The 25549-nt window shown below is 48.2% G+C and carries 32 protein-coding genes; 19 read left to right on the top strand and 13 right to left on the bottom strand.

Features of this window, described 5'->3' with window-relative positions; all coding sequences use genetic code 11:
• Positions 1-29: 29 nt before the first annotated feature.
• A complete protein-coding gene (gene xerD, locus ICN24_RS02775) occupies positions 30-962 on the bottom strand; it encodes a site-specific tyrosine recombinase XerD (RefSeq protein WP_370623109.1) in 933 nt (310 codons plus the stop codon).
• Entirely contained in the window at positions 946-1431 is a 486-nt protein-coding gene (locus tag ICN24_RS02770) for a YajQ family cyclic di-GMP-binding protein (RefSeq protein ID WP_216221184.1), read from the bottom strand. The genes xerD and ICN24_RS02770 overlap by 17 nt, the downstream gene beginning before the upstream one ends.
• A 109-nt stretch (positions 1432-1540) precedes the next feature.
• Here ICN24_RS02770 and murB point away from each other — a divergent pair, with 109 nt between their 5' ends.
• Positions 1541-2575 (top strand): UDP-N-acetylmuramate dehydrogenase, encoded by a 1035-nt coding sequence (murB, locus tag ICN24_RS02765; RefSeq protein ID WP_216221182.1) that lies wholly within the window; start codon positions 1541-1543, stop codon positions 2573-2575.
• 36 nt (positions 2576-2611) lie between these two features.
• Here the strand turns inward: murB and xseA are convergent, their stop codons facing one another.
• Positions 2612-3832: an exodeoxyribonuclease VII large subunit gene (xseA, locus tag ICN24_RS02760; RefSeq protein ID WP_216221180.1), complete on the bottom strand. Its 1221-nt coding sequence runs from the start codon at positions 3830-3832 to the stop codon at positions 2612-2614.
• A 314-nt stretch (positions 3833-4146) separates the two neighbouring features.
• Between xseA and ICN24_RS02755 the strand changes: the two genes are divergently transcribed.
• The 7 genes from ICN24_RS02755 to ICN24_RS02725 all read left to right on the top strand — a co-directional run bounded on the left by ICN24_RS02755 (position 4147) and on the right by ICN24_RS02725 (position 9118).
• Complete coding sequence (locus ICN24_RS02755) at positions 4147-4785, top strand: MotA/TolQ/ExbB proton channel family protein (RefSeq protein ID WP_216221178.1); 639 nt, start codon at positions 4147-4149, stop codon at positions 4783-4785.
• Positions 4782-5240, top strand: a complete 459-nt coding sequence (locus ICN24_RS02750; protein ID WP_216221177.1) for a biopolymer transporter ExbD — start codon at positions 4782-4784, stop codon at positions 5238-5240. The genes ICN24_RS02755 and ICN24_RS02750 overlap by 4 nt, the downstream gene beginning before the upstream one ends.
• A 20-nt stretch (positions 5241-5260) precedes the next feature.
• Positions 5261-6346 (top strand): tetraacyldisaccharide 4'-kinase, encoded by a 1086-nt coding sequence (gene lpxK / locus ICN24_RS02745; RefSeq protein WP_216221176.1) that lies wholly within the window; start codon positions 5261-5263, stop codon positions 6344-6346.
• A gap of 80 nt (positions 6347-6426) precedes the next feature.
• On the top strand, positions 6427-6606 hold the full coding sequence (locus ICN24_RS02740) for a Trm112 family protein (RefSeq protein ID WP_216221175.1): 180 nt from the start codon (positions 6427-6429) through the stop codon (positions 6604-6606).
• Between the two features lie 12 nt (positions 6607-6618).
• Positions 6619-7371: a 3-deoxy-manno-octulosonate cytidylyltransferase gene (kdsB, locus tag ICN24_RS02735; RefSeq protein WP_216221174.1), complete on the top strand. Its 753-nt coding sequence runs from the start codon at positions 6619-6621 to the stop codon at positions 7369-7371.
• A gap of 111 nt (positions 7372-7482) precedes the next feature.
• Positions 7483-8148, top strand: coding sequence for an adenylate kinase (adk, locus tag ICN24_RS02730; RefSeq protein WP_216221173.1), 666 nt, complete (start codon positions 7483-7485; stop codon positions 8146-8148).
• A 1-nt stretch (position 8149) separates the two neighbouring features.
• A complete protein-coding gene (locus tag ICN24_RS02725; protein WP_216221172.1) occupies positions 8150-9118 on the top strand; it encodes a GDP-mannose 4,6-dehydratase in 969 nt (322 codons plus the stop codon).
• A gap of 27 nt (positions 9119-9145) precedes the next feature.
• On the opposite strand, the gene nrdR is transcribed toward ICN24_RS02725, so the two are convergent.
• Together nrdR and glyA are read right to left on the bottom strand one after the other, a co-directional pair.
• Positions 9146-9592 carry a transcriptional regulator NrdR gene (nrdR, locus tag ICN24_RS02720; protein ID WP_068320514.1) on the bottom strand — a complete coding sequence of 149 codons (447 nt, stop codon included), beginning with the start codon at positions 9590-9592 and terminating at the stop codon, positions 9146-9148.
• Between the two features lie 25 nt (positions 9593-9617).
• A complete protein-coding gene (gene glyA, locus ICN24_RS02715; RefSeq protein WP_216221171.1) occupies positions 9618-10862 on the bottom strand; it encodes a serine hydroxymethyltransferase in 1245 nt (414 codons plus the stop codon).
• A 76-nt stretch (positions 10863-10938) separates the two neighbouring features.
• On the opposite strand from glyA, the gene tolQ reads away from it, so the two are divergent.
• From tolQ to queC, 7 genes are all read left to right on the top strand, one after another.
• Entirely contained in the window at positions 10939-11595 is a 657-nt protein-coding gene (gene tolQ / locus ICN24_RS02710) for a protein TolQ (RefSeq protein ID WP_216221168.1), read from the top strand.
• Between the two features lie 15 nt (positions 11596-11610).
• On the top strand, positions 11611-12030 hold the full coding sequence (locus tag ICN24_RS02705; RefSeq protein WP_216221167.1) for an ExbD/TolR family protein: 420 nt from the start codon (positions 11611-11613) through the stop codon (positions 12028-12030).
• 27 nt (positions 12031-12057) lie between these two features.
• Positions 12058-12867, top strand: coding sequence for a cell envelope integrity protein TolA (tolA, locus tag ICN24_RS02700; protein ID WP_216221166.1), 810 nt, complete (start codon positions 12058-12060; stop codon positions 12865-12867).
• Between the two features lie 3 nt (positions 12868-12870).
• On the top strand, positions 12871-14181 hold the full coding sequence (gene tolB, locus ICN24_RS02695; protein WP_370623091.1) for a Tol-Pal system beta propeller repeat protein TolB: 1311 nt from the start codon (positions 12871-12873) through the stop codon (positions 14179-14181).
• Between the two features lie 114 nt (positions 14182-14295).
• Entirely contained in the window at positions 14296-14799 is a 504-nt protein-coding gene (gene pal, locus ICN24_RS02690) for a peptidoglycan-associated lipoprotein Pal (protein WP_216221165.1), read from the top strand.
• Positions 14800-15531 carry a tol-pal system protein YbgF gene (gene ybgF, locus ICN24_RS02685; RefSeq protein ID WP_216221164.1) on the top strand — a complete coding sequence of 244 codons (732 nt, stop codon included), beginning with the start codon at positions 14800-14802 and terminating at the stop codon, positions 15529-15531.
• A 3-nt stretch (positions 15532-15534) separates the two neighbouring features.
• Positions 15535-16284: a 7-cyano-7-deazaguanine synthase QueC gene (queC, locus tag ICN24_RS02680; protein WP_216221163.1), complete on the top strand. Its 750-nt coding sequence runs from the start codon at positions 15535-15537 to the stop codon at positions 16282-16284.
• A gap of 11 nt (positions 16285-16295) precedes the next feature.
• On the opposite strand, the gene ICN24_RS02675 is transcribed toward queC, so the two are convergent.
• Genes ICN24_RS02675 through ICN24_RS02650 form a run of 6 tightly spaced genes read right to left on the bottom strand, consistent with a single transcriptional unit; the run spans position 16296 to position 19798 of the window.
• Positions 16296-16919, bottom strand: coding sequence for a riboflavin synthase (locus ICN24_RS02675; protein WP_216221162.1), 624 nt, complete (start codon positions 16917-16919; stop codon positions 16296-16298).
• 9 nt (positions 16920-16928) lie between these two features.
• Positions 16929-18044, bottom strand: coding sequence for a bifunctional diaminohydroxyphosphoribosylaminopyrimidine deaminase/5-amino-6-(5-phosphoribosylamino)uracil reductase RibD (gene ribD, locus ICN24_RS02670; RefSeq protein WP_216222185.1), 1116 nt, complete (start codon positions 18042-18044; stop codon positions 16929-16931).
• A 16-nt stretch (positions 18045-18060) separates the two neighbouring features.
• Complete coding sequence (locus ICN24_RS02665; RefSeq protein WP_255532538.1) at positions 18061-18591, bottom strand: Tfp pilus assembly protein FimT/FimU; 531 nt, start codon at positions 18589-18591, stop codon at positions 18061-18063.
• On the bottom strand, positions 18584-18913 hold the full coding sequence (locus ICN24_RS02660; RefSeq protein ID WP_216221161.1) for a hypothetical protein: 330 nt from the start codon (positions 18911-18913) through the stop codon (positions 18584-18586). The genes ICN24_RS02665 and ICN24_RS02660 overlap by 8 nt, the downstream gene beginning before the upstream one ends.
• Positions 18910-19548, bottom strand: coding sequence for a hypothetical protein (locus ICN24_RS02655; protein ID WP_255532537.1), 639 nt, complete (start codon positions 19546-19548; stop codon positions 18910-18912). Before ICN24_RS02655 ends, ICN24_RS02660 begins: the two co-directional genes overlap by 4 nt.
• A complete protein-coding gene (locus ICN24_RS02650) occupies positions 19472-19798 on the bottom strand; it encodes a hypothetical protein (protein ID WP_216221158.1) in 327 nt (108 codons plus the stop codon). The genes ICN24_RS02655 and ICN24_RS02650 overlap by 77 nt, the downstream gene beginning before the upstream one ends.
• 123 nt (positions 19799-19921) lie before the next feature.
• On the opposite strand from ICN24_RS02650, the gene ribBA reads away from it, so the two are divergent.
• The 4 genes from ribBA to ICN24_RS02630 all read left to right on the top strand — a co-directional run bounded on the left by ribBA (position 19922) and on the right by ICN24_RS02630 (position 23751).
• Positions 19922-21055, top strand: a complete 1134-nt coding sequence (gene ribBA, locus ICN24_RS02645) for a bifunctional 3,4-dihydroxy-2-butanone-4-phosphate synthase/GTP cyclohydrolase II (protein WP_216221156.1) — start codon at positions 19922-19924, stop codon at positions 21053-21055.
• Positions 21056-21079: 24 nt separating this feature from the next.
• A complete protein-coding gene (gene ribH / locus ICN24_RS02640) occupies positions 21080-21592 on the top strand; it encodes a 6,7-dimethyl-8-ribityllumazine synthase (RefSeq protein ID WP_216221154.1) in 513 nt (170 codons plus the stop codon).
• Positions 21593-21604: 12 nt separating this feature from the next.
• A complete protein-coding gene (nusB, locus tag ICN24_RS02635; protein WP_216221153.1) occupies positions 21605-22120 on the top strand; it encodes a transcription antitermination factor NusB in 516 nt (171 codons plus the stop codon).
• A gap of 158 nt (positions 22121-22278) precedes the next feature.
• Positions 22279-23751, top strand: coding sequence for an NAD-dependent succinate-semialdehyde dehydrogenase (locus tag ICN24_RS02630; RefSeq protein WP_216221152.1), 1473 nt, complete (start codon positions 22279-22281; stop codon positions 23749-23751).
• A 36-nt stretch (positions 23752-23787) separates the two neighbouring features.
• On the opposite strand, the gene trmB is transcribed toward ICN24_RS02630, so the two are convergent.
• Both trmB and ICN24_RS02620 read right to left on the bottom strand, forming a co-directional pair.
• Complete coding sequence (gene trmB / locus ICN24_RS02625; protein ID WP_216221151.1) at positions 23788-24603, bottom strand: tRNA (guanosine(46)-N7)-methyltransferase TrmB; 816 nt, start codon at positions 24601-24603, stop codon at positions 23788-23790.
• A gap of 7 nt (positions 24604-24610) precedes the next feature.
• Positions 24611-25546, bottom strand: a complete 936-nt coding sequence (locus ICN24_RS02620) for a UDP-glucuronic acid decarboxylase family protein (protein ID WP_216221150.1) — start codon at positions 25544-25546, stop codon at positions 24611-24613.
• Positions 25547-25549: the final 3 nt, after the last annotated feature.

Raw genomic sequence — 25549 nt, 5'->3', positions numbered from 1 at the left:
GTCATCTTAAACACTTTTATTGGTTTTAATCAGCTACCGCGAGGATGGTGCTGCTGGTGGATAGACTTGAGTCGCTCTCTGGCAACATGGGTGTAAATCTGGGTAGTGGAAATATCTGCGTGGCCCAGCAATAACTGCACCACCCGCAAATCGGCCCCATGGTTTAACAGATGGGTTGCAAAGGCATGGCGTAAGGTGTGCGGTGATAGGGCCACAGGAATATTAGCCACGGTGGCATAGCGCTTGATAAGCGCCCAAAAGGCCTGCCGAGTTAAACCTGTGCCAGTATGGCGCCCCACAAACACTGCATCACTCGTTTTACCCTCCAACAAAGGGGTGCGCGCTTCCGCAAGATAGCGCCGCAACCACTGCCCCGCTTCCCCACCAAAAGGCACGAGGCGCTCTTTGCCGCCTTTGCCATTGACTACTCGCACAACACCTTCATTCAGCCCGAGCGCTACGGTTTTGAGTGCCACAATTTCTGAGACGCGCAAACCACTGGCATACATGAGCTCTAACATCGTGCGATCGCGCAAACCCAATGGCGTTTCCACATCCGGCGCTTTGAGTAATGCACTTACTTGATCTTCACTCAATGTTTTTGGAAAACGCAGTGCTTGCTTAGCAGCACGCAAGCCAATACACGGATCGCTTTTGACCAAGTTGATTCGTAGTGCGTGTCGATAAAAACGCTTAAATACCGTTAATCTGCGATTGGCAGTTGTTGCCTTATCGGCGCGACGATAGGCTATATAGGCTGTCAGGTCTTTTTCCGTTACGGAGTAGAGGTCAGCACCTGACTGCTGATACAACCACTGGGCCAGCAATAGCAGGTCTCGGCGATAGGCTGACAAACTGTTTTGTGCCAGCCCATCCTCTAGCCAACAAGCATCACAAAAGCGTTCAATCGCCTCTTGGCTTGCTGGAGCTATCTTTGCTGCAGCATTAGTCACGGAAGTTATTAAAGCCCAATGGCGCTTCAGTCACTTCTTTTTTCAGAAGTGCCATGGTTTCTTGCAAGTCATCACGCTTAGCGCCGGTGACACGTACGGCATCCCCTTGAATACTCGCTTGCACTTTGAGCTTACTGTCTTTAATAATGCGTACGACTTTTTTTGCCAGATCTGAAGTAATCCCTTTTTGGATCTTCATGGTTTGTTTGCGCTTATCACCACCAATGGTTTCAGTTTTGTCATCTTTGAGATAGCGCACATCCACATTGCGCTTGGCCATTTTGTTAATGAGCACATCGCGCACTTGACCCAATTTAAAGTCATCGTCACCAAACAAAATGAGGGCTTCATCTTTTTGCTCTACACGGCTATCAGAGCCCTTAAAGTCAAAACGGTTGCTAATCTCTTTATTGGACTGCTCAATCGCATTTTTGAGCTCAACCATATCGGGTTCGCATACAACGTCAAATGAGGGCATTTTTCACTCCTTTTGTAATCTATCGGTTTTTGTAGCTCACATGCGAGCAATCACCCAATTATCTCTGGATTATCTGCGCATTTGGCGCGCATTCGAATAAGATTGTGGCATGAACTTTGCCTCATCTGCGCCCCCCAGCCCCAAATCTCACCCAAATCTTGGGCTCAAGGATCGCAACACCTTTGGGTTTGACGCTACTGCACAATGGGCTTTTGAAATTGATACCGCCGAGCAAATTCCGGGGATCATGCAGCAGATTGCAGAGCAAAAACTGCCATGGCGGGTTTTAGGTGGCGGCAGTAATGTCATTTTGCCCAAGGTTCTACCAGGCGCTACCCTACTGATGAATATCTCAGGAATCAAGGTAGATGACGCTGGCGAATTCACGCGCATTACCGTTGGTGGTGGCGTGAACTGGCATGAATTTGTTGCCTGGACCTTAGAGAATAATTTTCCGGGACTTGAAAACCTAGCGCTCATCCCGGGCACTGTAGGCGCTGCGCCCATTCAGAATATTGGTGCCTATGGACTAGAGGTGGGTGAGTTTATCGAGAGCGTACAAGCCTACGATACAAAAGACCAAGCCTTTGTCACTCTGAATAAAGATGCCTGCTGTTTTGCTTATCGCGATAGCTACTTCAAACAAAATCCCCAACGGTTTATCGTGACAAAGGTCGTTTTTAAAACTCCTAAACACTGGCAAGCACGTATTCACTATGCGGATCTGGCAAAGCAGTTTGAATCCAATCCCAAGCCCAGCGCCGAAGAGATCTTTTTAGCGGTGTGCAAAATTCGCACTCACAAACTCCCAGATCCTAAGGTGATTGGCAATGCTGGTAGCTTCTTTCAGAACCCTATTATTCCCAACGAGCAATACGAAACCCTGCTACATAAATACCCAGGGCTGATCTCCTACCCAGACCGCTCTGGCAAGCGTAAATTGGCTGCTGGCTGGCTCATTGATCAATGCGGCTTTAAGGGCCAGCGCATGGGTCATGTGGGTGTTTATGAAAACCAAGCCCTAGTACTCGTCAATCATGGGGAAGGCACAGCCCAGGATATTTTGGGTTTAGCCAAATGCATTCAAGAGGCAGTGCGCAAAGAGTTTGGTGTCAGTCTAGAAATAGAACCCAATATCTTATAAAGCGTTTAATAGGGCAAAGCCCCTAGTCTTTAACGCTTAGCTAGCGTCTTTGATTGTGGTGACTTTTTCAAACTGCACAGTAGCAGCGCCTTCTGCTAATCGAATTTCATATTCAGCATGAGTATGCAAATCGCCTGGCTTACGTGCTGCATGAAAACCCTCACCCACATTCAGAACCACTGCATAACCCCGCTCTAAAGTTCTTTGTGGGTTGAGCATTTCTAATTGCGATTGATAGTGCGATTGATTGCGCTTCCAATTTTCGACACGCACTGACCATGCTTGTGTAAGTCGCTGCTGATAACTCGTGATTTGTTCGCGCATGCGATCAGGATTTGGTAATGCATGACCAAGTCTGAGCGCTAATTGATCGAGCGTTTGTGCCTCACGCTCAACGCGTTGGCGTATCTGTTGCAAGAGTGCCTGCATGATGGCATCCAACTCTTGCAGCATTTGATCGCGCCTTGGGGCAGCCAGCTCTGCAGCCCCCGTGGGGGTTGGCGCACGTAAATCCGACACAAAGTCAGCGATCGTGAAATCGGTTTCATGACCTACGCCACTTACTACAGGTATCGGTGAGCTTGCAATGGCATAAGCCAATTGCTCATCATTAAATGCCCACAGATCTTCAATACTGCCACCGCCACGCACTAACAAAATCACATCGACTGCGTGTTCTTGTTCTGCCGCCTTAAGTGCAGCAATAATTCCTGCAGGTGCATCAGGACCTTGTACCAACGTTGGATAAATCACAATCGGAATATGCGGTGCACGTCTTGCCAAGGTGCTCAATACATCTTTGAGCGCTGCTGCTTGTGGTGAAGTAATGATGCCAATCGATCGCGGGTGCGTTGGAATGTCACGTTTGCGTTCTTCATCAAACAGGCCTTCTTTAGCGAGTTTGGCTTTGAGTTTTAAAAACGCTTCATACAATCCACCCATGCCTGCACGGCGCAGTGTTTGAATGGTGAGCTGAATATCGCCCCTGGGAACATACATACCGAGGCTGGCACTAACCTCAACCAAATCCCCCGATTGCGGCATAAAGCCCACTTGGCCATTACGGCCACGGAACATGACGCAGCGAATTTGACCCTCTTCATCCTTTAATGAGAAGTACCAATGTCCACTGTCATAAGCCTTGAAGTTGGAAATCTCCCCGCTGACCCAAACAGTATCAAAGCGATCCTCTAATGAGGCCGCAATAGCGCGGTTTAGATCGCCAACTGACAGGATTTCCCTTGATATTTCCGACATTTATTCTCTTTACTCTTCAAACGATCAGGCCTGGGGGCCAATAAATATCCACAGAGGCCTATTGGCCTTGGGTTTAATGCTTATAAGTAAGTAATCACTGACCCAAAACGTCTCATAAATACTACAGTAAAACTATAAGCCTTTGATTTGTATAGCTTATTTATAACAGTATTTTGAGCTCATTTGGGGGCTAGCCCAGACCCTCTACCATCGATCAAGGACTTAGCGCGCCCCTATAGAAAAGTTTTGCACAGAGTTATCCACAGGCAATCTTTCCGAAACGGGCTTTTTAATTCAGCTAAAGTACTGAGCTTATGTACTCCATCTTACTATCCGCTGGCTGGCCTATTTGGCCTTTACTCATCATCTCCATTATTGGCTTAGCCATTGTGATTGAGCGTAGTTGGTATTTGCGCCAAACCCATATTTTTCCGGTTGGCAGTCTTGAGACCACTTTTACCTTGGCTAACCAACTCCAAAACCAACACACGCTTGCTGGAGAGCAAATTAGTCAATTAGCGCAACTCTCACCAGCAACCTCCTTATTTGCTTGCGTCTTTAAAGAGAAGGTAGCGGGTAGTAGTTCAGCGGCGGCCTTAGAAGAGCTCCAAGCCACCGCACAAAACGTCTGGCAAAAACTCGATCGTTATTTAGGCGCCCTCGCAACGATTGCTACGGTAGCGCCATTGCTGGGCTTATTTGGCACCGTCGTTGGCATGATTGAAATCTTTGGAAGCCAAGGTGCTATTAATGGTGCGGCAGGTAGCCCTCAGCAACTGGCACACGGTATTTCGGTAGCACTCTACAACACTGCATTTGGCTTGCTCATTGCAATACCAGCACTAGCTGCCTGGAGAGGGTTGCGGGCGATGGCCAATCAACGTCAACGCGAATGTGAAGAGTTCACTCGCCAATTATTCAAAAAACTCTACCCCACTGAATCAGCAAAATGAGTTGGCTTGATACTCACTCCGCACAGAGAAATCGATTCTCATTAGGCAGTGGTGCAGTTTCTGCTGAACCTGAAATTAATCTCATTCCCTTTATTGATGTGCTCTTAGTGGTACTGATCTTTTTAATGATCTCCACTACCTTTACACGCTACCAAGAATTGGCCATCACCTTACCTACTGCCAATGGTAGCGAAGCACAAGTGGAGAGCAAACAAATTCATATTGCAGTCAGTCGTGATGGTCGCTTTGCGATTAACGGCAAAGTTACTGACCGTACACAATTAAGTAGCGTCCTAACTCAACTTAGCACGCAATCGGGTGCATCGGCGAACACCCTCCAAGTCAATATTGATGCCGATGCCAAAGCACCCCATCAAGCCGTCATGACTGCGCTCGAAGCTGCGCGTGATGCCAATCTTAGTAATATTGTTTTTAGTAGTCAGACCAAAAAGTAATCACGGGCTCCAAGATCAGCATGGCATTCTCCTTATTTCGCAAAGCCCCGAAGTTTTGGGAAAGACGTGGCCCGACTAGTTTGATCCTGTGGCCGCTCTCTTGGCTATACGGTTGTGTACTGCGTTTGCGCAAACTGATTGCAGATCTAGATCTCACACGATCACAGCCAGCTCCGGTACCCATCATTATTGTGGGTAACATTCGGGTAGGTGGGACTGGTAAGACACCGATTGTGATTGCGCTAGCAGAGCGCTTAAGCCGCCTCGGATGGAAGCCAGGAATTATTAGCCGTGGCTATGGTTCAGCATCCCAAACTTCACCGATGCAAGTAAGCAGTGATTCCGATCCCTCATTAGCGGGTGACGAGCCGGTCCTAATTGCTAAGCGTACCCACAATCAATTTCCACTCTGGGTCTTTCCAAAACGCCAGCAAAGTATTCGCGCTTTGCTAAAGCATTCACCTGAAGTCGATGTGATTATTAGTGACGATGGCCTGCAACATCGTGGCCTAGTGCGCTGGCCTGCACGCGAAGGTGGACGCGATATTGAATTTGTTGTCCGCGATGCTCGCGGTGAAGGTAACCGCTTTTTGCTACCTGCCGGTCCGCTCCGCGAGCCTGCAACACGTGGACGTGATGCCACCCTATTGACTGGCGCGCCCAAGAACTCCAAGAGCGGGATTTTGGATGAATATTTTTTGGGTCGGCGCGCATTTACTTTGGGTGCTCACTTAGATACCCCGTACCAGTTAGTCAATCAAGCCAATACCCAATCACTGACCCAGATTGCCGAACAATATTTACCAAAGAATATTGCGATGGTTGCAGGCCTGGGTAATCCACAACGCTTTTTTGATGACCTTGCTAAACATGGAGTGAGTGGCAAACATTACCCATTACCCGACCATGTGGATTACACCCCAGAGTTTTTTAAGGGTATCCACACCCAGTGCATTTTGATTACCGAAAAAGATGCGGTTAAATGCACGGGCATTAATGATGAGCGAATTTGGGTAGTGCCGATGTCTTTACAACTTCCAGATAACTTGGTTGAATGGCTGCAATCGATCTTGCAGCGACCAGACCCCTATCGCTACAACCTCTAAACCTCACCTCTTCACCCTTAAACGGCTACACTGTCTGTATTCCCAATTTACTATTTCAATTGCCAGCGCCTCATAACACTATGGATAAACGTTTACTCGATATTTTGGTTTGCCCTTTGTGCAAAAGCCCTTTGCATTTGGATGCCAGCAAGAACGAACTCATCTGCAAAGCAGATCGCCTTGCATACCCGATTCGCGATGATGTGCCAGTCATGCTGGTTGAAGAAGCGCGCAGCTTAAGCGCAGATGAAGTTCTTTAATTTCTAGATTGCATGAGTAATAGCGCCCCTGATTTTTTAGTAGTCATCCCTGCAAGACTGGGTTCGACACGCCTGCCACGTAAACCACTAGCAGATATCGGCGGCAAGCCTATGGTGGTCCGCGTTGCTGAGCAAGCCAAAAAATCTTTGGCGCAAAGCGTCGTCGTTGCAACTGACTCACCGGAAATTCAAGCAGCATGTGATGAGCACCGTATTGAGTGTTTATTAACCAGCGCCGATCATCCCACTGGAACTGATCGCCTTGCTGAAGTTGCTCAACTACTCAAGCTTCCAAATAACGCATTAGTAGTGAATGTGCAGGGTGATGAGCCACTCATTCCACCAGAACTCATTAATGAAGTGGCACAAACCTTAGCCAATCATGGACAGTGCGCGATTTCTACTGTGGCGGTACCTATTGAAGATGTGCGTGAAATTGCCAATCCGAATGTGGTCAAAGTAGTCCTCAATCGTGTAGGAGAAGCGCTGTATTTTTCCCGCGCACCGATCCCCTTTGTACGCGACCCAGATGTTGCAACCCAGACTGGGCACTTACGCCATTTAGGCATTTATGCCTATCGTGCAGCGTTTTTGCAGGCCTACACCCGTCTAGAACCAGCTCCACCAGAGCAAGCTGAAGCCCTAGAGCAGCTGCGCGCCCTCTGGAATGGCTATCGTATTGCGGTTCATACCGCAGCAAAAGCACCTCCTGCTGGGGTAGACACCCCGGAAGATTTAGAGCGTATTCGGCGCCTATTGGCCTAGGCCTAGCATTTCAGGAGAAGATTGGCTTTTCTCGGGGATAATCCTAGGGATTAGATATAAAGGATCCCGACAAAATACGGGACAATTACAGCTCTTCTAAGGGGAAATACAATGCGGTTGATTCTGCTCGGTGCACCTGGTGCTGGAAAAGGCACACAAGCTCAGTTTATTTGCGAAAAATTTGCTATTCCACAAATCTCGACTGGCGATATGTTGCGCGCTGCCGTGAAAGCAGGAACTGAACTGGGTATTGCAGCTAAAAAAATTATGGATGCCGGCGGCCTTGTGTCCGACGACATCATTATTGGCTTAGTTAAAGACCGCTTAACCCAACCTGATTGCAGCAAGGGTTATTTATTTGATGGCTTCCCCAGAACAATTCCCCAGGCGCAAGCCATGAAAGATGCTGGCGTTCCAATCGATTACGTTTTAGAAATTGATGTGCCATTTGATGCCATTATTGATCGCATGGGTGGTCGTCGCGTTCACCCTGCATCAGGGCGTACTTATCACATCAAATACAACCCACCAAAAGTGGCGGGCAAAGATGATGTGACTGGCGAAGACTTAATTCAGCGCGATGACGACAAAGAAGAGACTGTCCGCAAGCGTTTACAGGTCTATGACGATCAAACTCGTCCATTGGTTGAGTACTACTCTACATGGGCTACTCAAGCAAGCCCCAGCGACACAGTAAAAGCGCCTGCTTACCGCAAGGTTAGCGGTACTGGTAGCGTTGAAGACATTACTGCTTCTATCTTTGCTGTTCTGAAGTAAATTGGCATCCAAAAAAGCACTCATTATTGGCATTACCGGGCAAGATGGTGCTTATTTAGCAAAGCACCTCTTATCTAAAGGCTATCAAGTAACAGGCTCATCGCGTGATGTGATGGCCTCATCCTTCAATAACCTCAATACCTTGGGCATTCGCTCTCAGGTCAAACTGATTTCCGTTTCGATCAATGACTTTAGAAGCGTTTTCAATGCCATTCAAGAAGCCGATCCCGATGAGATCTATAACTTGGCCGGCCAAACTTCGGTGGGCCTCTCGTTTGATCAACCCGTCGAAGCGATCGAAAGTATTGCGATTGGTACTTTAAATATTTTGGAAGTCATTCGCCTGCTCAATAAGCCAGTGCGTTTTTACAATGCTGGCTCAAGTGAATGTTTTGGCGATACCGGCGATACACCCGCCAACGAACAGACTCCCTTTGCACCGCGCAGCCCTTATGCAGTAGCCAAATCCACCGCTAAATGGCTCATTAATAGCTATCGCGAATCTTATGGCCTATATGCCTGCACGGGCATCCTCTTCAATCATGAATCGCCATTGCGTCCAGAACGCTTTGTTACGCAAAAGATTATTGCTGGCGCCGCCAAGATTAAGGCTGGTCAGCTCGACAAATTGCAACTGGGCAATTTAGATATTTCTCGCGACTGGGGCTGGGCTCCAGAGTATGTCGAAGCGATGTGGCTAATGATGCAGCTGGATAAACCAGATGATTTTGTCATTGCCACAGGCAGAAAAGAATCGCTCAAATACTTCGTTGCTAAATCCTTTGAATATTTTGATTTGGATTGGCAAAAGTATGTCGAGATTGAAAAGAGCTTCTTCCGCCCAAATGAAATTGTTGCCAGCGTAGGCAACCCAGAAAAGGCAATCAAAACCTTAGGCTGGAAAAAACCTACAGACATTGATGGCGTCATCAAGATGATGTGCGCTGAACAGTCCAAGAAATTTCAGTAGTAAACACCGCCAAAGGCGGCATGCAACTTACTTGAGCTCTTTGAGAGCGCTTTCAAAAGATTCAATGTCGGCAAAGCTTCGATAAACAGAAGCAAAACGAATGTAGGCGACTTTATCGAGGCGTTTGAGCTCTCGCATCACCAACTCCCCTACGCGCTCACTCGGGATCTCTTTTTCGCCTAGGCTCAGGAGTTTTTCTTCAATGCGGGCAATTGACTCATCCACTGAATCCGAGGACACGGGGCGCTTCCTGAGGGCCAATTTCAGGGAGCTAGCGAGCTTATCGTGGCTGTACTCCACCCGACTACCATTCTTTTTGACGATCGCCGGAAGCGCCAGCTCAACCCGCTCGTAAGTTGTAAAGCGTTTATCGCATTTGGCACAACGGCGACGACGGCGAATCGTATCGCCCTCGTCCGATACCCGGGTATCGAGTACCTGGGTATCGTCGTTATGGCAAAAAGGGCAGCGCAATCCGTTCTCTTTTCTGCGGAGCGAGTTAACCGTAAACCGGGAAACGCTTGGTGAGTTCCGCTACTTGTGCACGCACCTTAGCAATATTCTCAGCATCATTAGGGTTATCTAAAACATCCGCAATGAAATTACCGACTTGACGTGCTTCCGCTTCTTTAAAACCACGCGTTGTCATCGCAGGTGAACCCAAACGAATGCCACTAGTCACCATCGGTTTTTCTGGATCGTTCGGGATACCATTTTTGTTGCAAGTGATATGTGCTTCACCAAGGACGCGCTCCGCTTCTTTGCCAGTCATTTTCTTTGCACGCAAATCTACCAACATCACATGCGAATCTGTACCGCCAGAAACAATGCGCAAGCCACGAGAAATTAATGTCTCAGCCAATGCTTTGGCGTTGGCTACTACTTGCTTTTGATAATCCTTGAAACTAGGTTCTGCAGCCTCCTTAAACGCAACCGCTTTAGCTGCAATTACATGCATCAAAGGACCGCCCTGTAAGCCTGGGAAGACTGCAGAGTTAATGGCTTTCTCATGCTCAGCCTTCATCAAGATGATGCCACCACGTGGGCCGCGCAAACTCTTGTGGGTTGTGGAGGTAACGATATCTGCGTGTGGCACTGGGTTTGGATAAACACCAGCAGCAACTAAGCCGGCATAGTGCGCCATGTCCACCATGAAAATCGCGCCCACTTCTTTGGCTAATTTACCGATGCGCTCAAAATCAATTTTCTTGGAGTAAGCAGAGGCACCCGCAATGATGAGTTTAGGTTTGTGCTCACGCGCCAAACGTTCCATTTGCTCGTAATCAATTTCTTCGTTCTTATCTAACCCATAAGCGATTGGATTAAACCATTTACCGCTCATATTCAATGCCATACCATGGGTCAAGTGACCGCCTTCAGCCAAGCTCATTCCCATGAAGGTATCACCGGGTTTTAAGAAGGCTAAGAAAACTGCTTGGTTAGCAGAGGCTCCACAATGCGGTTGTACGTTTGCTGCTTCTGCACCAAACAAAGCCTTCACACGATCAATGGCCAATTGCTCAGCAACGTCTACGAATTCACAGCCACCGTAGTAGCGCTTGCCTGGATAACCTTCAGCGTACTTATTGGTCAATTGAGAGCCCTGCGCAGCCATCACCGCTGGTGAGGTGTAGTTCTCGGAAGCAATCAGCTCAATATGGTCTTCTTGACGCTGATTTTCGTTCTGAATGGCTTCCCATAATTGGGGGTCGGTTTTGGCTAAAGTGTTCTGACGGTCAAACATGGTAATAATCCTGAAAAAGTTGGATTGCTGAGTTGATTAACTTAGTAAAATCAACCTACATCATACAAAATCCACCATGACCACTACACAAGACCTCTCCTTCCTCTCCCTAGTCCTCAATGCCAGCCTATTAGTACAGTTGGTAATGTTGTTATTACTGGGGATGTCCATTGCCTCCTGGACCATTATTTTCAAAAAAACCGCTGTTTTACGGGGTGTCAGACAAGATACCGAGCGCTTTGAGCGGGACTTTTGGTCTGGCGGCGACCTCAATACCCTTCTGGAGGCCGCCCAGCGCAATACCCGCAGCGACGCCGTCCTAGAACACATCTTTGAGGCTGGCATGCAGGAGTTCATGAAAGTGCGAGAAATCGATGCTGCCCGTCGCGCCATGAAAGCCACCTACCAGCGTGAAATGGATGCCCTCGAAGCTAACTTGCCTTTTTTAGCCTCAGTAGGCTCTGTCTCTCCCTATATCGGTCTTTTTGGAACCGTCTGGGGCATCATGCACTCCTTCCGCGGTTTAGCAAACGTTCAAAACGCCACACTCTCCGCGGTTGCCCCGGGTATTGCTGAAGCATTGATTGCCACTGCAATTGGTTTGTTTGCTGCGATTCCGGCAGTGGTTGCCTATAACCGCGCAGCAACTGATGTGGATCGCTTGGCGATTCGCTTTGAAACCTTCATTGAAGAATTTACTAATATCTTGCAACGTCAAACTGCAGGCCGTTAATCGGAGCAATACAATATGGCCGCTTCTTCATTACGCAAATCAAAACGTCGGGCAATGGCCGACATTAACGTCGTTCCGTATATCGACGTGATGTTGGTATTACTAGTGATCTTTATGGTCACAGCACCCATGGTCAATCCCGGTGTAGTGAATTTGCCGACCGTGGGCGGCGCAAAAGTGCAATCACTGCCACCAGTATTTTTAACGATTGACGCGAACGAGAATGTCATCGTTCGCAAAGATGGTGAGCCCGTCCAAACCCTCACCCCCTTTGAGCTTGGTGCCTTTGCGCGCACCCAAGCAGAAAAGTCTGCAGACCAACCGGTAGTGCTTGCAGCAGACAAATCGATCAAATACGAAACCGTCATGAATGTCATGTCCAAACTCAAAGAGAATGGCGTGAAGCGTGTTGGTCTTGCAGTCAAGAGCCAATAAGGTAAAGACGCACGCATCTATTTGCTCATGAATAGCGCATCGACTTTTCAATCTCCACTAACTCCTTTTAAGCGAGGTCGTCTCACTAAAGAAGAGAGCACCAAACGCGCCTTTACGTTCTCCTTAATTGCGCATTTAGGCTTATTTGCTTTTTTAGTGATTGGTATCAGTTGGAATAACCACACTCCCGCTGGCGTTGAAGTGGAGCTTTGGGATTCGACTCCGCAAGTTGACACCACCCCAGAACCTGAACTCAAAACCGTAGTCAAAGAAGAGGCTGCGGATATCGCTGTAAAGAAAAAGAAAGTTGAAAAAGAGCCTCCTAAAAAAGAGGTGGTGAAAGAAACGCCAAAGGCAGTTAAACCGCCGCCACCGAAAGAGAAGGAAAAAGAGAAGCCTAAGAAAGCAGAAGCACCTAAAGCCCAGGCTCCAGCAGAAACCAAAGCGAATTCTGCCGCAGAAAAAGTGCGCGCGGATCAGCTCGCGCGTCTGCGGGCAGCGGCTGGTGCCGAAGGCGGTAGTGGTGGCACAGTTGGAAGCGGCGTAGGCGGTGGTGGCAACGCTCCTCCAGGTTGGACGGATAAAGTTGTGAAAAAGGTTAAGCCACTCATTGTGTTTAACCCTGAATCCATTAGTAGCAATCCGGCTGCCGTCATTCAGGTGAGCTTAGCACCTGATGGAGCCATATTGAGCACCAGCATTTTGTCATCCAGCGGGAATACCGGCTGGGATCGTGCGGTGCTGCTTGCACTCTCACGCGCAGAAAGTCTACCAAAGGATGACAATGGCAAAATTCCTCAACGCGAAGTCAAACTGACCTTTAAACCCAAGGATTAATGCATGTTGCAACAAGCAAGAAAAATGGTATCAACACTCAAGGCTTTTCAATTGGTGCTGATTGCTTTCTGTATCAGTCTTGCAACCCCCGCACTTGCGCAAATGAATATTGAGATTACCGGCGTTGGCCAGTCTCTCTATCCGATCGCAGTCATGCGCTTTAAAGATGAAAACAAATTACCCACTAGCGTTACTGAAATTATTCGTCAAGATTTAGCACGCAGTGGTTACTTTAAGAATACTGAAAACGGTAATGCTGTTGAAAGCGATGAAGGCACACCAAATTACAAATCTTGGGCAGCGCGGGGTGCAGATGCACTTGCGGTTGGCTCGGTAGTGCAAACTGGTAATGGTCAATTTACGATTACCTACAAATTGTTTGATATTCGGAAATCCGAAAGTTTAGGCGGTCTCAAGCTCGACTCTAGCGCGGATAACTTACGCGCTGTAGCCCACAAGATTGCTGATGACATTATCTTCAAACTCCTTGGTGAGCGCGGCGTATTCTCTACCCGCCTGTCCTATGTCATCAAAGAAGGCAAGCGTTATCGCCTCGTGATCTCTGATGCAGATGGCCAAAACATTCGCAACGCAATGAACAGTGCCGAGCCGATTATTTCTCCTTCATGGTCGCCTGATGGCAAGAAGGTGGCTTACGTTTCCTTTGAAGATCGCAAGCCTGTCATTTATGTTCATGAGTTGGCTACAGGGCGTCGTATTTCACTCTCAAATCAAAAGGGCAATAACAGCGCACCGGCCTGGTCACCTGATGGAAAAAAATTGGCGATCTCTTTATCTAAAGATGGCAATACCCAAATCTATGGCATCAATGCCGATGGCACTGGTTTGCATCGCTTAACCCGCGGCAGCACGATTGATACAGAGCCCCAATACTCCGCCGATGGTCGCTATATTTATTTCACAAGCGATCGTGGTGGCAATCCCCAGATTTATCGCATGAGTGCTGATGGCGAACAAGTGGAAGGCGCCAAACGCGTTACTTTCAAACAAGGTTTTGTAACTTCGCCACGCATTTCTCCCGATGGTAAATATTTGGCTTACATTGCCAACGTTGGGGGCGCATATCGCCTTTACATTTTGAATCTGGCTACTGGTGATGCGCAGGCACTCACCGATGGCAGTAGTGACGAGTCCCCTTCTTTTGCGGCCAATGGTCGCTACGTGCTCTACTCCACAAAAGTGGGCGGTAAGCGCGTCTTGGCTGCAGTTTCTGTAGACGGCAACTCGAAGCAGGTGCTGAGCATCCCAGGGTCTGATGTACGTCAGCCATCCTGGGGTCCTTTCATGGACTAAACACCCCTTTTTCGGATTGAAATACGCACTTTTGATGCTCTTAGGGGCATAATATTGCTATTGGCACTTTGCCAAATCGATAGCTTATTGAGTTCGCAGGGAAAAGGAAAAAACATGAAAGTTTCTATCGCACGTCGTGCTGCTACATTGGCCCTTATTGGCGCAACAGCGTTTTTGATGGCCGCCTGCTCCAGCGTGAAATTGGATGATGTTGATGGCGCTAATGGTAGCGGTGGTAGCGGCAACTTCGGTTCACAACCCTGGAACGACCCAAAGAGCCCGCTCTTTGAGAAAAGTGTTTACTTTGGTTTTGATGAGTACACCGTTCAAACTAAATATCAAAAGATGTTGTCTGCACACGCCAGCTACTTAAAAGCCAATCCAAAACAGAAGATCATTATTCAAGGCAATACGGATGATCGCGGCACCGCTGAATACAACTTGGCTTTAGGCCAACGTCGTTCTGATGCAGTGCGTAAATCTTTGAATTTGATGGGTGTTTCTGATGATCAGATGGAAGCAGTCAGCTTTGGCAAAGAAAAACCTAAAGCTGAGGGCGATACTGAAGCAGCTTGGGCAGAAAATCGCCGCGCTGACATTGTTTACATCACAAACTAAATGAAGATCTCTTCTCACGCTGTTAAACAAACGCTCTCACGAGCGTTTTGTTTAAGTACTTTCCTAGTTTGCCTAGGGGCCTCTAATAGCGCCTGGGCGTTGTTCTCAGATGATGAGGCCCGCAAGGCTATTTTGGATCTGCGCAAGTCTTTGGCTACCACACAGCTCGAGCTTCAAGGGGAGATCGACAAGCTCAAATCTGACAATGCCGAGTTACGCGGCAAAATTGAGAACTTGGAAAAGCAAGGTGAAGACATTTCCAATAGTCAGAAAACCTACTACCAAGATTTAGATACTCGCTTAGGAAATTTTGAGCCCCGCACTACGACGATTGAAGGCGTTAGTGGCACCGTTCAACCGGGCGAGAAAAAAGCGTACGACGATGCCTTGAAGGCATTTCAGGCGGGTAATCTGAAAAAAGCCGATGAGGGATTTTCTGCTTTCGCAGCAAAATATCCTAAGAGCCCATACCTACCGCTTGCGCTGTATTGGGGTGGTAACAGTAAATACGCTAACAAGGACTACGCTGGCGCGATCAAGCAACTCCAAAGTCTAATTAGCAAGTATCCGAATCATCCCCGTGTTGCCGCGGCAATGGTGACCTTGGGTAACTCTCAACTAGAGAGCGGCAACAAAGCAGCAGCCAAGAAAACCTTCAGTGAAATTATTGCTAAATATCCCGATACTGAAGCTGCTAAAGATGCCCAGCAACTGATCGCTGCGACGAAGTAATCGATGTCTTTCTTGTCTGCAGCATTTCAGAATCTCGCTCCGCGTACCCCAGGCGCGCCTGCTGTCATTCTTTTTTCTGGCGGCCTGGACTCCACCACAGTGCTCGCACTGGCCAAAGACTTAGGCTACACACCCTACGCACTTTCTGTCGGTTATGGTCAGCGCCACTCTTCTGAATTGGCAGCAGCAAAACACATTGCTAAGCAAATTGGCGTCATTCGTCACGAAGTTGTCAATCTCGATCTCACGCGCTTTGGCGGCTCGGCTTTAACGGATTCCTCTATTGCCGTACCGACTGCGCCAGGTACAGAAGCAGAAATTCCGGTGACCTATGTGCCTGCGCGTAACACCATTTTGCTATCGCTCGCCCTAGGCTGGGCAGAAGCACTGGGTGGTCTCGATATTTTTTATGGCGCAAACTCCGTAGACTATTCCGGCTACCCTGACTGCCGCCCAGAGTATGTGCAGTCCTTTGAAACCATGGCTAACCTTGCAACCAAAGCAGGGGTTGAAGCAGTCAATAATGAAAATCGCTTCCGAGTGCATGCCCCCATCATCAACCTCACGAAAGCACAAATTATTGAACTGGGTAGCACGCTAGGTGTAGATTACTCACAAACTGTGTCTTGCTATCAAGCCAATGATTTAGGTGAAGCGTGTGGTGAATGTGAATCGTGTCGCCTCCGAAAAGCTGGCTTTGCACAAGCTAAGATCAGCGACCCAACCCGCTATCGCAAATCTTCATCAAACTGAATCAATCTGATTTAGTGAGTTTTTGCTTGGGTCTCGAGCATCCGCGCAACATAACGCGCAATTAAATCAATCTCTAAATTCACAGGATTACCCTGCTTCAGACTGCCAAGGGTAGTACTTTGCAGCGTATGCGGAATCAAATTGATATCGACAACACATGCATGAGCAGTGTCTTCAGTGTTATTGACGGTCAGTGATACGCCATTGACCACAATCGAACCCTTGTAGGCCAAAAATGGAGCCAAGGATTTGGGCGCCTCGATTCTGAGCAACCAAGAGCCATAAGCATCTTGCGCAATTTGTGCAAAGTGCGCAACCTTGCCAACACCATCCACGTGACCACTAACCAAATGACCGCCAAGTCGATCATTGAGTCGCAAGGCCTTTTCTAAATTCACTGGGCCCACTTGATCAAGACCTACCGTCTTATTTAGAGACTCGCGCGAAATATCCAAGGCAAAGGTATTGCCATCCAACTGGGTGGCCGTCATGCAAGCTCCCTGGATAGCAATGCTATCGCCCAAGGCCACATCATCGAGATAGCCTGCGGGCACCTCAACAATTAAATGCAGACCATCGCCCTTCGCTTGAACGCTTTTAATCTGACCTACGGCAGTAATGATTCCTGTAAACATCGTGTGATTTTAGTGCTTGATGAGCCGTAAGCGTAAATCGCCACCAATCAAACCCTGATCAATGATTTGCCAATCTTGCCGAGCCTGCAAGGAGGCTAGATCAGACACATTGGCCATCCCAATGCCATTCCCCATTAAGAAGGGGGCGTAGTAGAGCAAGAGCTCATCCACGCAGCCTTCTCTCAGCATTGAACCATTGAGCTTAAAGCCAGACTCGACATGGATTTCATTCATCTCACGCTCGGTTGCCAAATAAGAAAACAGTTTAGGTAAGTCTACTTTTCCGGACGGGTTAGCTAGGGCGAGCACTTCTATGCCGCGGGCTTCAAAGGCCTTGGCTTTTTCCTGCTGAACTGGATCATTGAGATGAGCACAAACAATGATGACCCCAGATTGATCAACATCATTCAAGATTTTGGCATTGCTAGGCGTCTCTAATTTAGAGTCCACAATAATGCGCCAAGGTTGGCGCTGAGTTTGTACCTCACGCACATTGAGTGTAGGGTCATCTTCTTTAACAGTGCCAACGCCCGTCACAATGGCACAGGCTTGAGCACGCCAATGGTGGCCATCAGCCCGAGCTAAAGGGCCTGTAATCCATTGACTTTGCCCATTGGGCAATGCTGTCTTGCCATCCAGACTGGCTGCGATCTTGAGGCGCACCCAAGGTAAGCCCCGCGTCATTCTCGAGATAAAACCCCGATTGATAGCATGAGCTTCAGAAGACATAAGTCCACACAAGACTTCAATACCAGCTGCCCTTAATTTTTCTAGGCCTTTGCCAGCAACCAATGGATTGGGATCTGACATCGCCGCGATGACTTTGGCGGGTTTGGCCGCAATCAGAGCATCTACGCATGGCGGCGTTCTGCCAGTATGGCTACAAGGCTCTAGGGTGACATAGATTGTGGCGCCTGCGCAATCTTGACCGGTGGCCTTAGCATCCGCCAATGCCTGAATCTCTGCATGAGGTCCACCCACTTGCTGAGTATGGCCGCGCCCAATCAATTTCCCATCTTTAACAATGACACATCCCACCCGGGGATTTGGGTTGGCTAAATAGAGTGCTTTTTGAGCTTCGGCTAGTGCCTCGCCCATCCAGTGGTGATCAACCGCGGTGTACATGGGTCTATTAAACCATTCAATGGCAACGCTTGGCATCTCTAGCAGGGTCGCAGATCCGCCATCGACCACCGCTACCCAAAATTAACTGGCGTTCAAGACCAAGAACCCTGCTGTGACCCAAGATCATCCGGTTAGCAATAAACCCGCCCTGAGCACTCTTGGCTGCGCCGGCAGCGTTAAAGCCCAGGCCTAACTTTTTGGTATGTGGATCAATTAATTGCCTACCGCCACCCCGAAAGAATAGGGGCTCTATCTTGCCCTGAGAAATCCAAGGCTTATTTTGCTGACCACTGACAACTATCCAGCCATCATCCCAACTGTGATCCTGATTAGGGATCATTCGTACTGACCCCCCTAAATGCAGTGCTTGCTGCCGAGCAAAATGGGCGTGGGCAATAAAGCGTCTTGCCAGGGTATCGATTTCTCGAATGGCGATTTGCTCTTGCAATAGCGGCATGGTGATCGTCGCCAGAATGGCAATCATCAACAATACTGCCATGAGTTCTAACAAACTTGCCCCGATTTGTGAATCGTGACATTTATTCAAATGCTTGTCGCCAATTGATTCGTTTTATCAAACCTGTCTTTTCATCAACCGATACATGCACCTCAATAGCAGGCTTCGTTTTACTGGTAATGCGCCAGTAATTTTTACCAACAGATTGAATGTTGCAATTGGGTGATTCAAGCGCACTTAAATTTGTCAGATGATGTTCACACTCCAAGACAGAATGCTCTGCTTCTATAAAACGATTTTGCGCGAGTTCAATTGTGTTGGCCTCAATGATGCCTAGCACGGTTAAGCGCTCTAAATACATTACTAAAGAAGTGCACAACAACAATAAAGAAATTACCCAAGCCAAAATCACAAAAGATTCCTCGTGCTCACAGTACGCGAGAACTCCTTTTGAATGTAAGCCCCATCGGTCATCTCGAGGCGCAGCTGGAAGGCTCGTTGGCTCTGGCTCAACGGCGCCTTCAACTCTTCAATCCACAAGCCATTGACGCCATTCATCAAGGAAGTTTTCTGGATGCGCCCTTGGCGATCAAGCGAATGGCAGATGAGAGAACCTCCATTGACTCTCGCACCCTTAGGCGCACTTGCCTGTCTATCTACTGAAAAACCTTGTAGTGCTAAGTGATGATTTGTACGCTCGCTCGTTAAGTGATTTCCAAGACAATCAAAATCGGTTTCACCTGATAAAGCATAGCGCACTGTCAAACCATCTGATCCGCGGTAGCCCGATTTTTGATGAATCTCTAGTGGCCGTTTATTTTGATGAGCAGTTTGCTGTAAATGCGCTTGCATGTTCTGTACTTTGCGATATCCTGCCATGCGAATCGCGCGCGCCATTAATTCCAAAGCACGCTCTGCCTCTGACTCTAGCAATTGGGTTTTTTCATACGCAATTTGTTGTTTCACCAAATTAGCGCTGGTGTGCAATAGCGGATTGAGCAATAGCACGCACAGGGCGATTCCGACCAGGCATTCGAGCAGACTCATTCTTCTTACCTTTATTGACAACATGGGATTGATTGGGAACCTGCCTTAGTGAACCCTGGGATCGAGCTTGTTCTTGTAATTCATGCCGATCCCATTGCAAGCGCAAGATCTGTCGTTTACTCGCTTGCTGACCGTGGCGCAGAGCGATGCCCTGATAACTAGCGAGCGAAGCCATCCAGGCGCCCAAAATGAGGCTCATGGCCACCAATACCTCTAGCAAAATGAATCCATTGGGGTTTAAGGGTCGCATACAGCATTTTCCGGGCCTCTTGCGAGACTGAAAACACAGCGCCAAGGCTCTTGCTGTCAGAAAGGCGGAATATTGCTGAAGGCAAGGCACGATATTGGCCTCCTCAGCTTAAAATAGAGGGCTATGCCAAATACGCTTGCCTCTACCGAAGAAATCATTGCTGACATGCGCGCCGGCAAGATGGTGATTCTTGTCGACGAAGAAGATCGTGAAAACGAGGGTGATCTCGTTCTCGCAGCTGACCACGTTACTGCTGAGGCAGTGAACTTTATGGCCAAGCATGGTCGGGGTCTCATTTGCCTGACGCTTACCCGTGAACGTTGCCAGCAACTCAACCTGCCACTCATGGTGCGAGATAACGGTACCTCCATGGGAACCAACTTTACGGTGTCGATTGAAGCTGCAACTGGAGTGACGACCGGTATTTCAGCGGCCGATCGCGCGCTGACGATTCAAACTGCTGTTGCACCAAACGCTAAACCCAGCGATCTAGTCCAACCAGGTCACATCTTCCCGTTAATGGCACAACCCGGTGGCGTCCTCATTCGCTCAGGCCATACCGAAGCAGGCTGCGATCTTGCCGCGATGGCAGGTTGCTCTCCCACCGCCGTGATTTGTGAAATCATGAAAGACGATGGCAGCATGGCGCGCTTGCCAGACTTGCTCGAGTTTGCCAAAACCCATCAACTCAAAATTGGCAGCATTGCTGACCTTATTCAATATCGCAGCCAACACGAAAGTATTGTGGTGCGCGAAGGTACACGTGAATTTGTTACGCCCTGGGGCAAGTTCGAAGGCATTATTTATCGTGATACACCAAGCTCCTGTATTCACATTGCGCTTATTCACGGTAAGCCCTCTGAGGCACAAGAAACCTTGGTACGTGTACATGAGCCTGTCACAGTGCTCGATTTCTTAGACTCTAATGTCAGCACGCATTCCTGGCCACTCGCACAAGCCTTGCAGAAAATTGCAGCAGCTCCAGCCGGTGTTGCCGTCTTGCTCAATGCAGCTGGTATTGCAGCCCCCAATGATGCTGACTGGTTAGCGCAATTTCAAAAACTTAATCAATCTCAGGAAGAGGCTAAAAAGCCTTTAGCTCGCAAAACTGACTTTAGAAGCTACGGCATTGGCGCGCAGATCCTGAAAGATATCGGCGTAGGTAAGATGCGCCTATTAGCCAATCCTAGCCCTGTACCAAGTTTGTCTGGCTACAAGTTAGAAGTAACTGGCTACACTCCTTATCAAGCAACCTAATTACCTCCTTCATTTGAAAACATCATGAGCAACTCCAATAATGACTTCGTAGGCGTATTAGAAGCAGACCTTAATGGCCAAGATTTACGCATCGGTATTGTGCAAGCACGCTTTAATGAAGATCACTGTGTTGCACTGACTAATGCCTGCATCACTGAATTATTGGCTTTGGGTGTTTCTCAAGCAGATATTAAATTGGTGACCGTACCAGGCGCACTCGAAATTCCATTTGCATTGCAAAAGCTTGCTGAGACTGGCGAGTTTGACGGCCTCGTCGCTTTGGGCGCCGTGATCCGCGGTGAAACCTATCACTTTGAATTGGTTTCCAACGAATCTGCTGCTGGCATTACCCGCATCTCCATTGATTCTGGATTACCGATCGCCAACGGCGTTCTGACTTGCGACACTGACGAGCAAGCCCAAGTTCGCGTAGAGGTTAAAGGTGCTGACTGCGCCAAAGCCGTGGTCGAAATGGCTAATCTGGCTTTAGCCCTGACACCTGATATTGATATCGAATACAACGCTAGCAAAGAATAAAGAATTCACACCATGTCTAAATCTAGCCCTCCAAACAACACCGGTACAGCCAAAGAAGGCGAAGCAAAAGCGGCTGCGCCAAAACGTTCACTCACACCGCGACGTCGCGCCCGTGAGTACGCGTTACAAGGCGTGTATCAAAGCCTGGTAGTGCGTCGTGCTGGCAGCTTACCGAATGCTGCTGCCATTGCAAAACAATTGGCCGAGGATCCGGCATTTAAGCGCTGCCAGTTGGATTTATTTCAGGGAATCTTTGCAGGTGTTCTAGAGCGCACTGATGAACTAGAGGCGCTGATTACCCCAGCCTTAGATCGCCCCATTAATGAGTTGTCACCCGTTGAGCACGCTGCTTTATTAATCGGCACCTATGAATTGGCTGCAGACCCGTCCGTACCTTACAAGGTTGCCATTAACGAGGCTGTAGAACTTGCTAAAACCTTTGGTGGTACCGATGGCCATAAATACGTGAACGGCGTTCTAGACCTGTTGGCGCAAAAACTCAGAACTACAGAGACTCAGGCAAACTAATCCCTAGGCCTTAGCCTTTACCTTCCCTTTTGCTTGAAAGCCCCAAAGTTACAACGCTCTGGGGCTTTTTGCTTTCCGGGGATAAAATCATTTTGATAGTCATTGCGCTATCCCTGAATTCCTATTGAATTCCATTTTTCTGATTGGTAACGTTTCTTATGCAAAAAATCGATATTCGCGGTCTCTTAAAAGATAGCAAGCTCTTCCAAGAGCAGGCCCTCATCAATGGAAAATGGATTGCCTCAGATAAGCAGTTTTCCGTAAACAATCCTGCCACGGATGAACTCATTGCGACGGTTAGCAATCTTGGAAGCGCCGAAGCAGAGCTAGCGATTGCAGTCGCTGAAGCCGCCCTGCCAGCATGGCGCAATAAAACCGGCAAAGAGCGTGCGCACATTCTGCGCCAATGGTTTGACCTCATTACCGAGAACACTACTGACCTTGCTACCTTAATGACACTAGAGCAAGGCAAGCCCCTTGCTGAAGCTACCGGGGAAGTGATTTATGGAGCCTCCTTTGTTGAATGGTTTGCAGAAGAAGCTAAACGGGTAGCTGGTGCCATTCCAGCCACCACCTGGGGAGATAAACGCATGATGGTGCTCAAGCAGCCCATCGGTGTTTGCGTAGCGATTACCCCTTGGAACTTTCCAATCGCGATGATTACTCGCAAGATTGCCCCTGCACTAGCTGCAGGTTGCACCATCGTGATTAAACCTGCTGAACTCACGCCACTTTCCGCTTTAGCGTTAGCGGAATTGGCTATTCGCGCTGGCATTCCCGCTGGAGTGATCAATGTCTTAACGGCTGACTCCGAACAATCGATCGCGATTGGTAAAACTTTGTGCGCTTCACCCGTAGTACGTCATCTCTCCTTCACTGGATCTACTGAGGTTGGGCGCATCCTAATGGCGCAATGCGCCCCAACTGTGAAAAAACTGGCACTTGAGCTTGGCGGCCATGCACCTTTTATTGTGTTTGAGGATGCCGATATTGATGCAGCCGTGAGCGGTGCACTAGCGTCCAAATTTAGAAACTCAGGTCAGACCTGTGTTTGCGCTAACCGTTTTTATGTCCACAAAAAAGTGCATGATGTATTTGTAGAAAAGTTTGCCAAGGCCATCACTAAAATTAAAGTCGGCAATGGTATGGAGGCTGGGGTTACTCAAGGCCCCCTGATCGAAACTGCCGCTCTTATAAAAGCAGAAAAACATGTGGCTGACGCTCTCAGTAAAGGTGCCACATTGGTCGCTGGTGGCAAGCCAACAATTGCAGGAAAAAACTTTTATGAGCCAACCATCCTAGCAAATGTCACTAGCCAAATGCTCATTACCCAAGAGGAAACTTTTGGCCCCGTTGCACCAGTGATTCCGTTTGATAGTGATGAGGAAGTCGTGCAGATGGCCAATAACAGCCCATTTGGCTTAGCGTCTTACTTTTATAGCCGCGATATTGGCCGCATCTGGAAAGTAGCAGAAGCTTTGGACTATGGCATGGTCGGGGTCAATACCGGTCTGATCACCAATGAAGTGGCGCCATTTGGCGGTATTAAACAATCCGGCCTTGGCCGTGAAGGTAGCGTCTACGGTATGGATGAATACCTAGAGATGAAATATGTCTGCGTAGGTTTATAAAACAAACCTGTATGCCTAGTATCCCCAGGCATACAGCTAGCGCTTTTGATAAACCAAATCCCACACACCGTGGCCTAGTTTGACACCACGGTTCTCAAATTTAGTAATTGGACGATAGACTGGGCGATCTACATAACCCGGATGCTCTGCACTGAGTTGCGCAAGACTGGGTTTGAATTCATTTAAATCTTTTGCAAGTGCTTCAGGCTTGGCAACATCTTCTGCAGTAAAGGTCTCTACCTTCACAAAGTTGGTAGAGGTATTTTTCAGAGACTCTTCAGCGTTGAGGACTAAGAGCATTTGCTCAGCATAGTTATGCCAATCGGTTGCCAAATGCAAATATCCACCCGACTTTAAACGCGAGACCAGTAGCTTTACAAATTGCGCCTGAATTAAACGACGCTTATGGTGGCGCTTCTTGTGCCAAGGATCAGCAAAATAAATATGAATACCGTCAAGACTATTGGCTGGCAACATGTTTTCTAAAACTTCTACTGCATCATGTCGCATGAGGCGCAAGTTAGTAAGCTGATTCTCCCCGATGAGCTTTAATAAAGCACCCACTCCAGGGGGATGCACTTCAATGGCCAAAAAATCATCGGCAGGTCTTAAGGCAGCAATCTTGGCAGTGGTCTCGCCCATCCCAAAGCCGATCTCCAAAATCTTCGGCTGCTTGGAGCCTCCAAATGCCTCTACAAGATCAAGCGTTTTAGCTTGGTAAGGAATCAGAAAGCGCGGGCCTAACTCATCGATCGCACGCTGCTGCCCTGCAGTGGTTCTGCCGGCCCTTAAGACAAAAGAGCGAATGCGCTCAAAACGCTTTTCGCTCTTGCCAGTTTGCTCGCCCTGCACAGACAACTTAAGCTACAACCTTTTTAAAATAAGCGATAGTCTCTTTAAGACCATCCTCCAAGTTGACTTTAGGCTGCCAACCTAATTTTGCTTTAGCCAATTCAATATTCGGTTGACGTTGTTTTGGATCATCCGACGGCAAAGCCTGGTGAATAATTTTCGATTTGCTACCAGACAGTTTAAGAATAGTCTCTGCTAACTGGAGCATGGTGAACTCGCCTGGATTGCCAATATTGACTGGTCCAGTAAAGCCTGCTTCAGAATTCATCATCCGCACCATCGCATCAATCAGATCATCCACATAGCAAAAGCTACGGGTTTGCTGGCCATCACCATAAATCGTGATGTCTTTGCCTTGCAGTGCCTGCACTATAAAGTTGCTCACTACGCGTCCATCATTCGGGTGCATACGGGGGCCATAGGTATTAAAGATGCGCACTACTTTGATATCGAGATTGTGTTGACGGTTGTAGTCAAAAAAGAGGGTTTCTGCACAACGCTTACCTTCGTCATAGCAAGAGCGAATGCCGATAGGATTGACCTTACCCCAATACTCTTCAGGCTGAGGATGCACTTCTGGATCACCATACACCTCACTAGTAGAGGCTTGCAAAATACGGGCACGTGTTCTTTTGGCAAGACCGAGCATATTGATCGCACCATGAACGCTAGTCTTGGTGGTTTGCACCGGATCATATTGATAGTGCACTGGAGATGCTGGGCAAGCCAAGTTATAAATCTGGTTGGTCTCTACATAGAGCGGGAAGGTCACATCGTGACGCATTAACTCTAAGTTAGGATTAGGCAATAAGTGCGCCAAATTTGCTTTAGAGCCCGTAAAGTAGTTATCGACTACCAATACATCATTGCCTTCTTTGAGCAGCTTTTCGGTCAGGTGTGAACCTAAGAAACCAGCGCCACCAGTAATGAGGATTTTGTTCATATT

Source organism: Polynucleobacter sp. UK-Kesae-W10 (assembly GCF_018881575.1).
In the GTDB taxonomy this organism is placed as follows: Bacteria; Pseudomonadota; Gammaproteobacteria; order Burkholderiales; family Burkholderiaceae; genus Polynucleobacter.
Note: the sequence above shows the minus strand (reverse complement) of the source record. Positions and strands in the feature narration are given on the sequence as shown.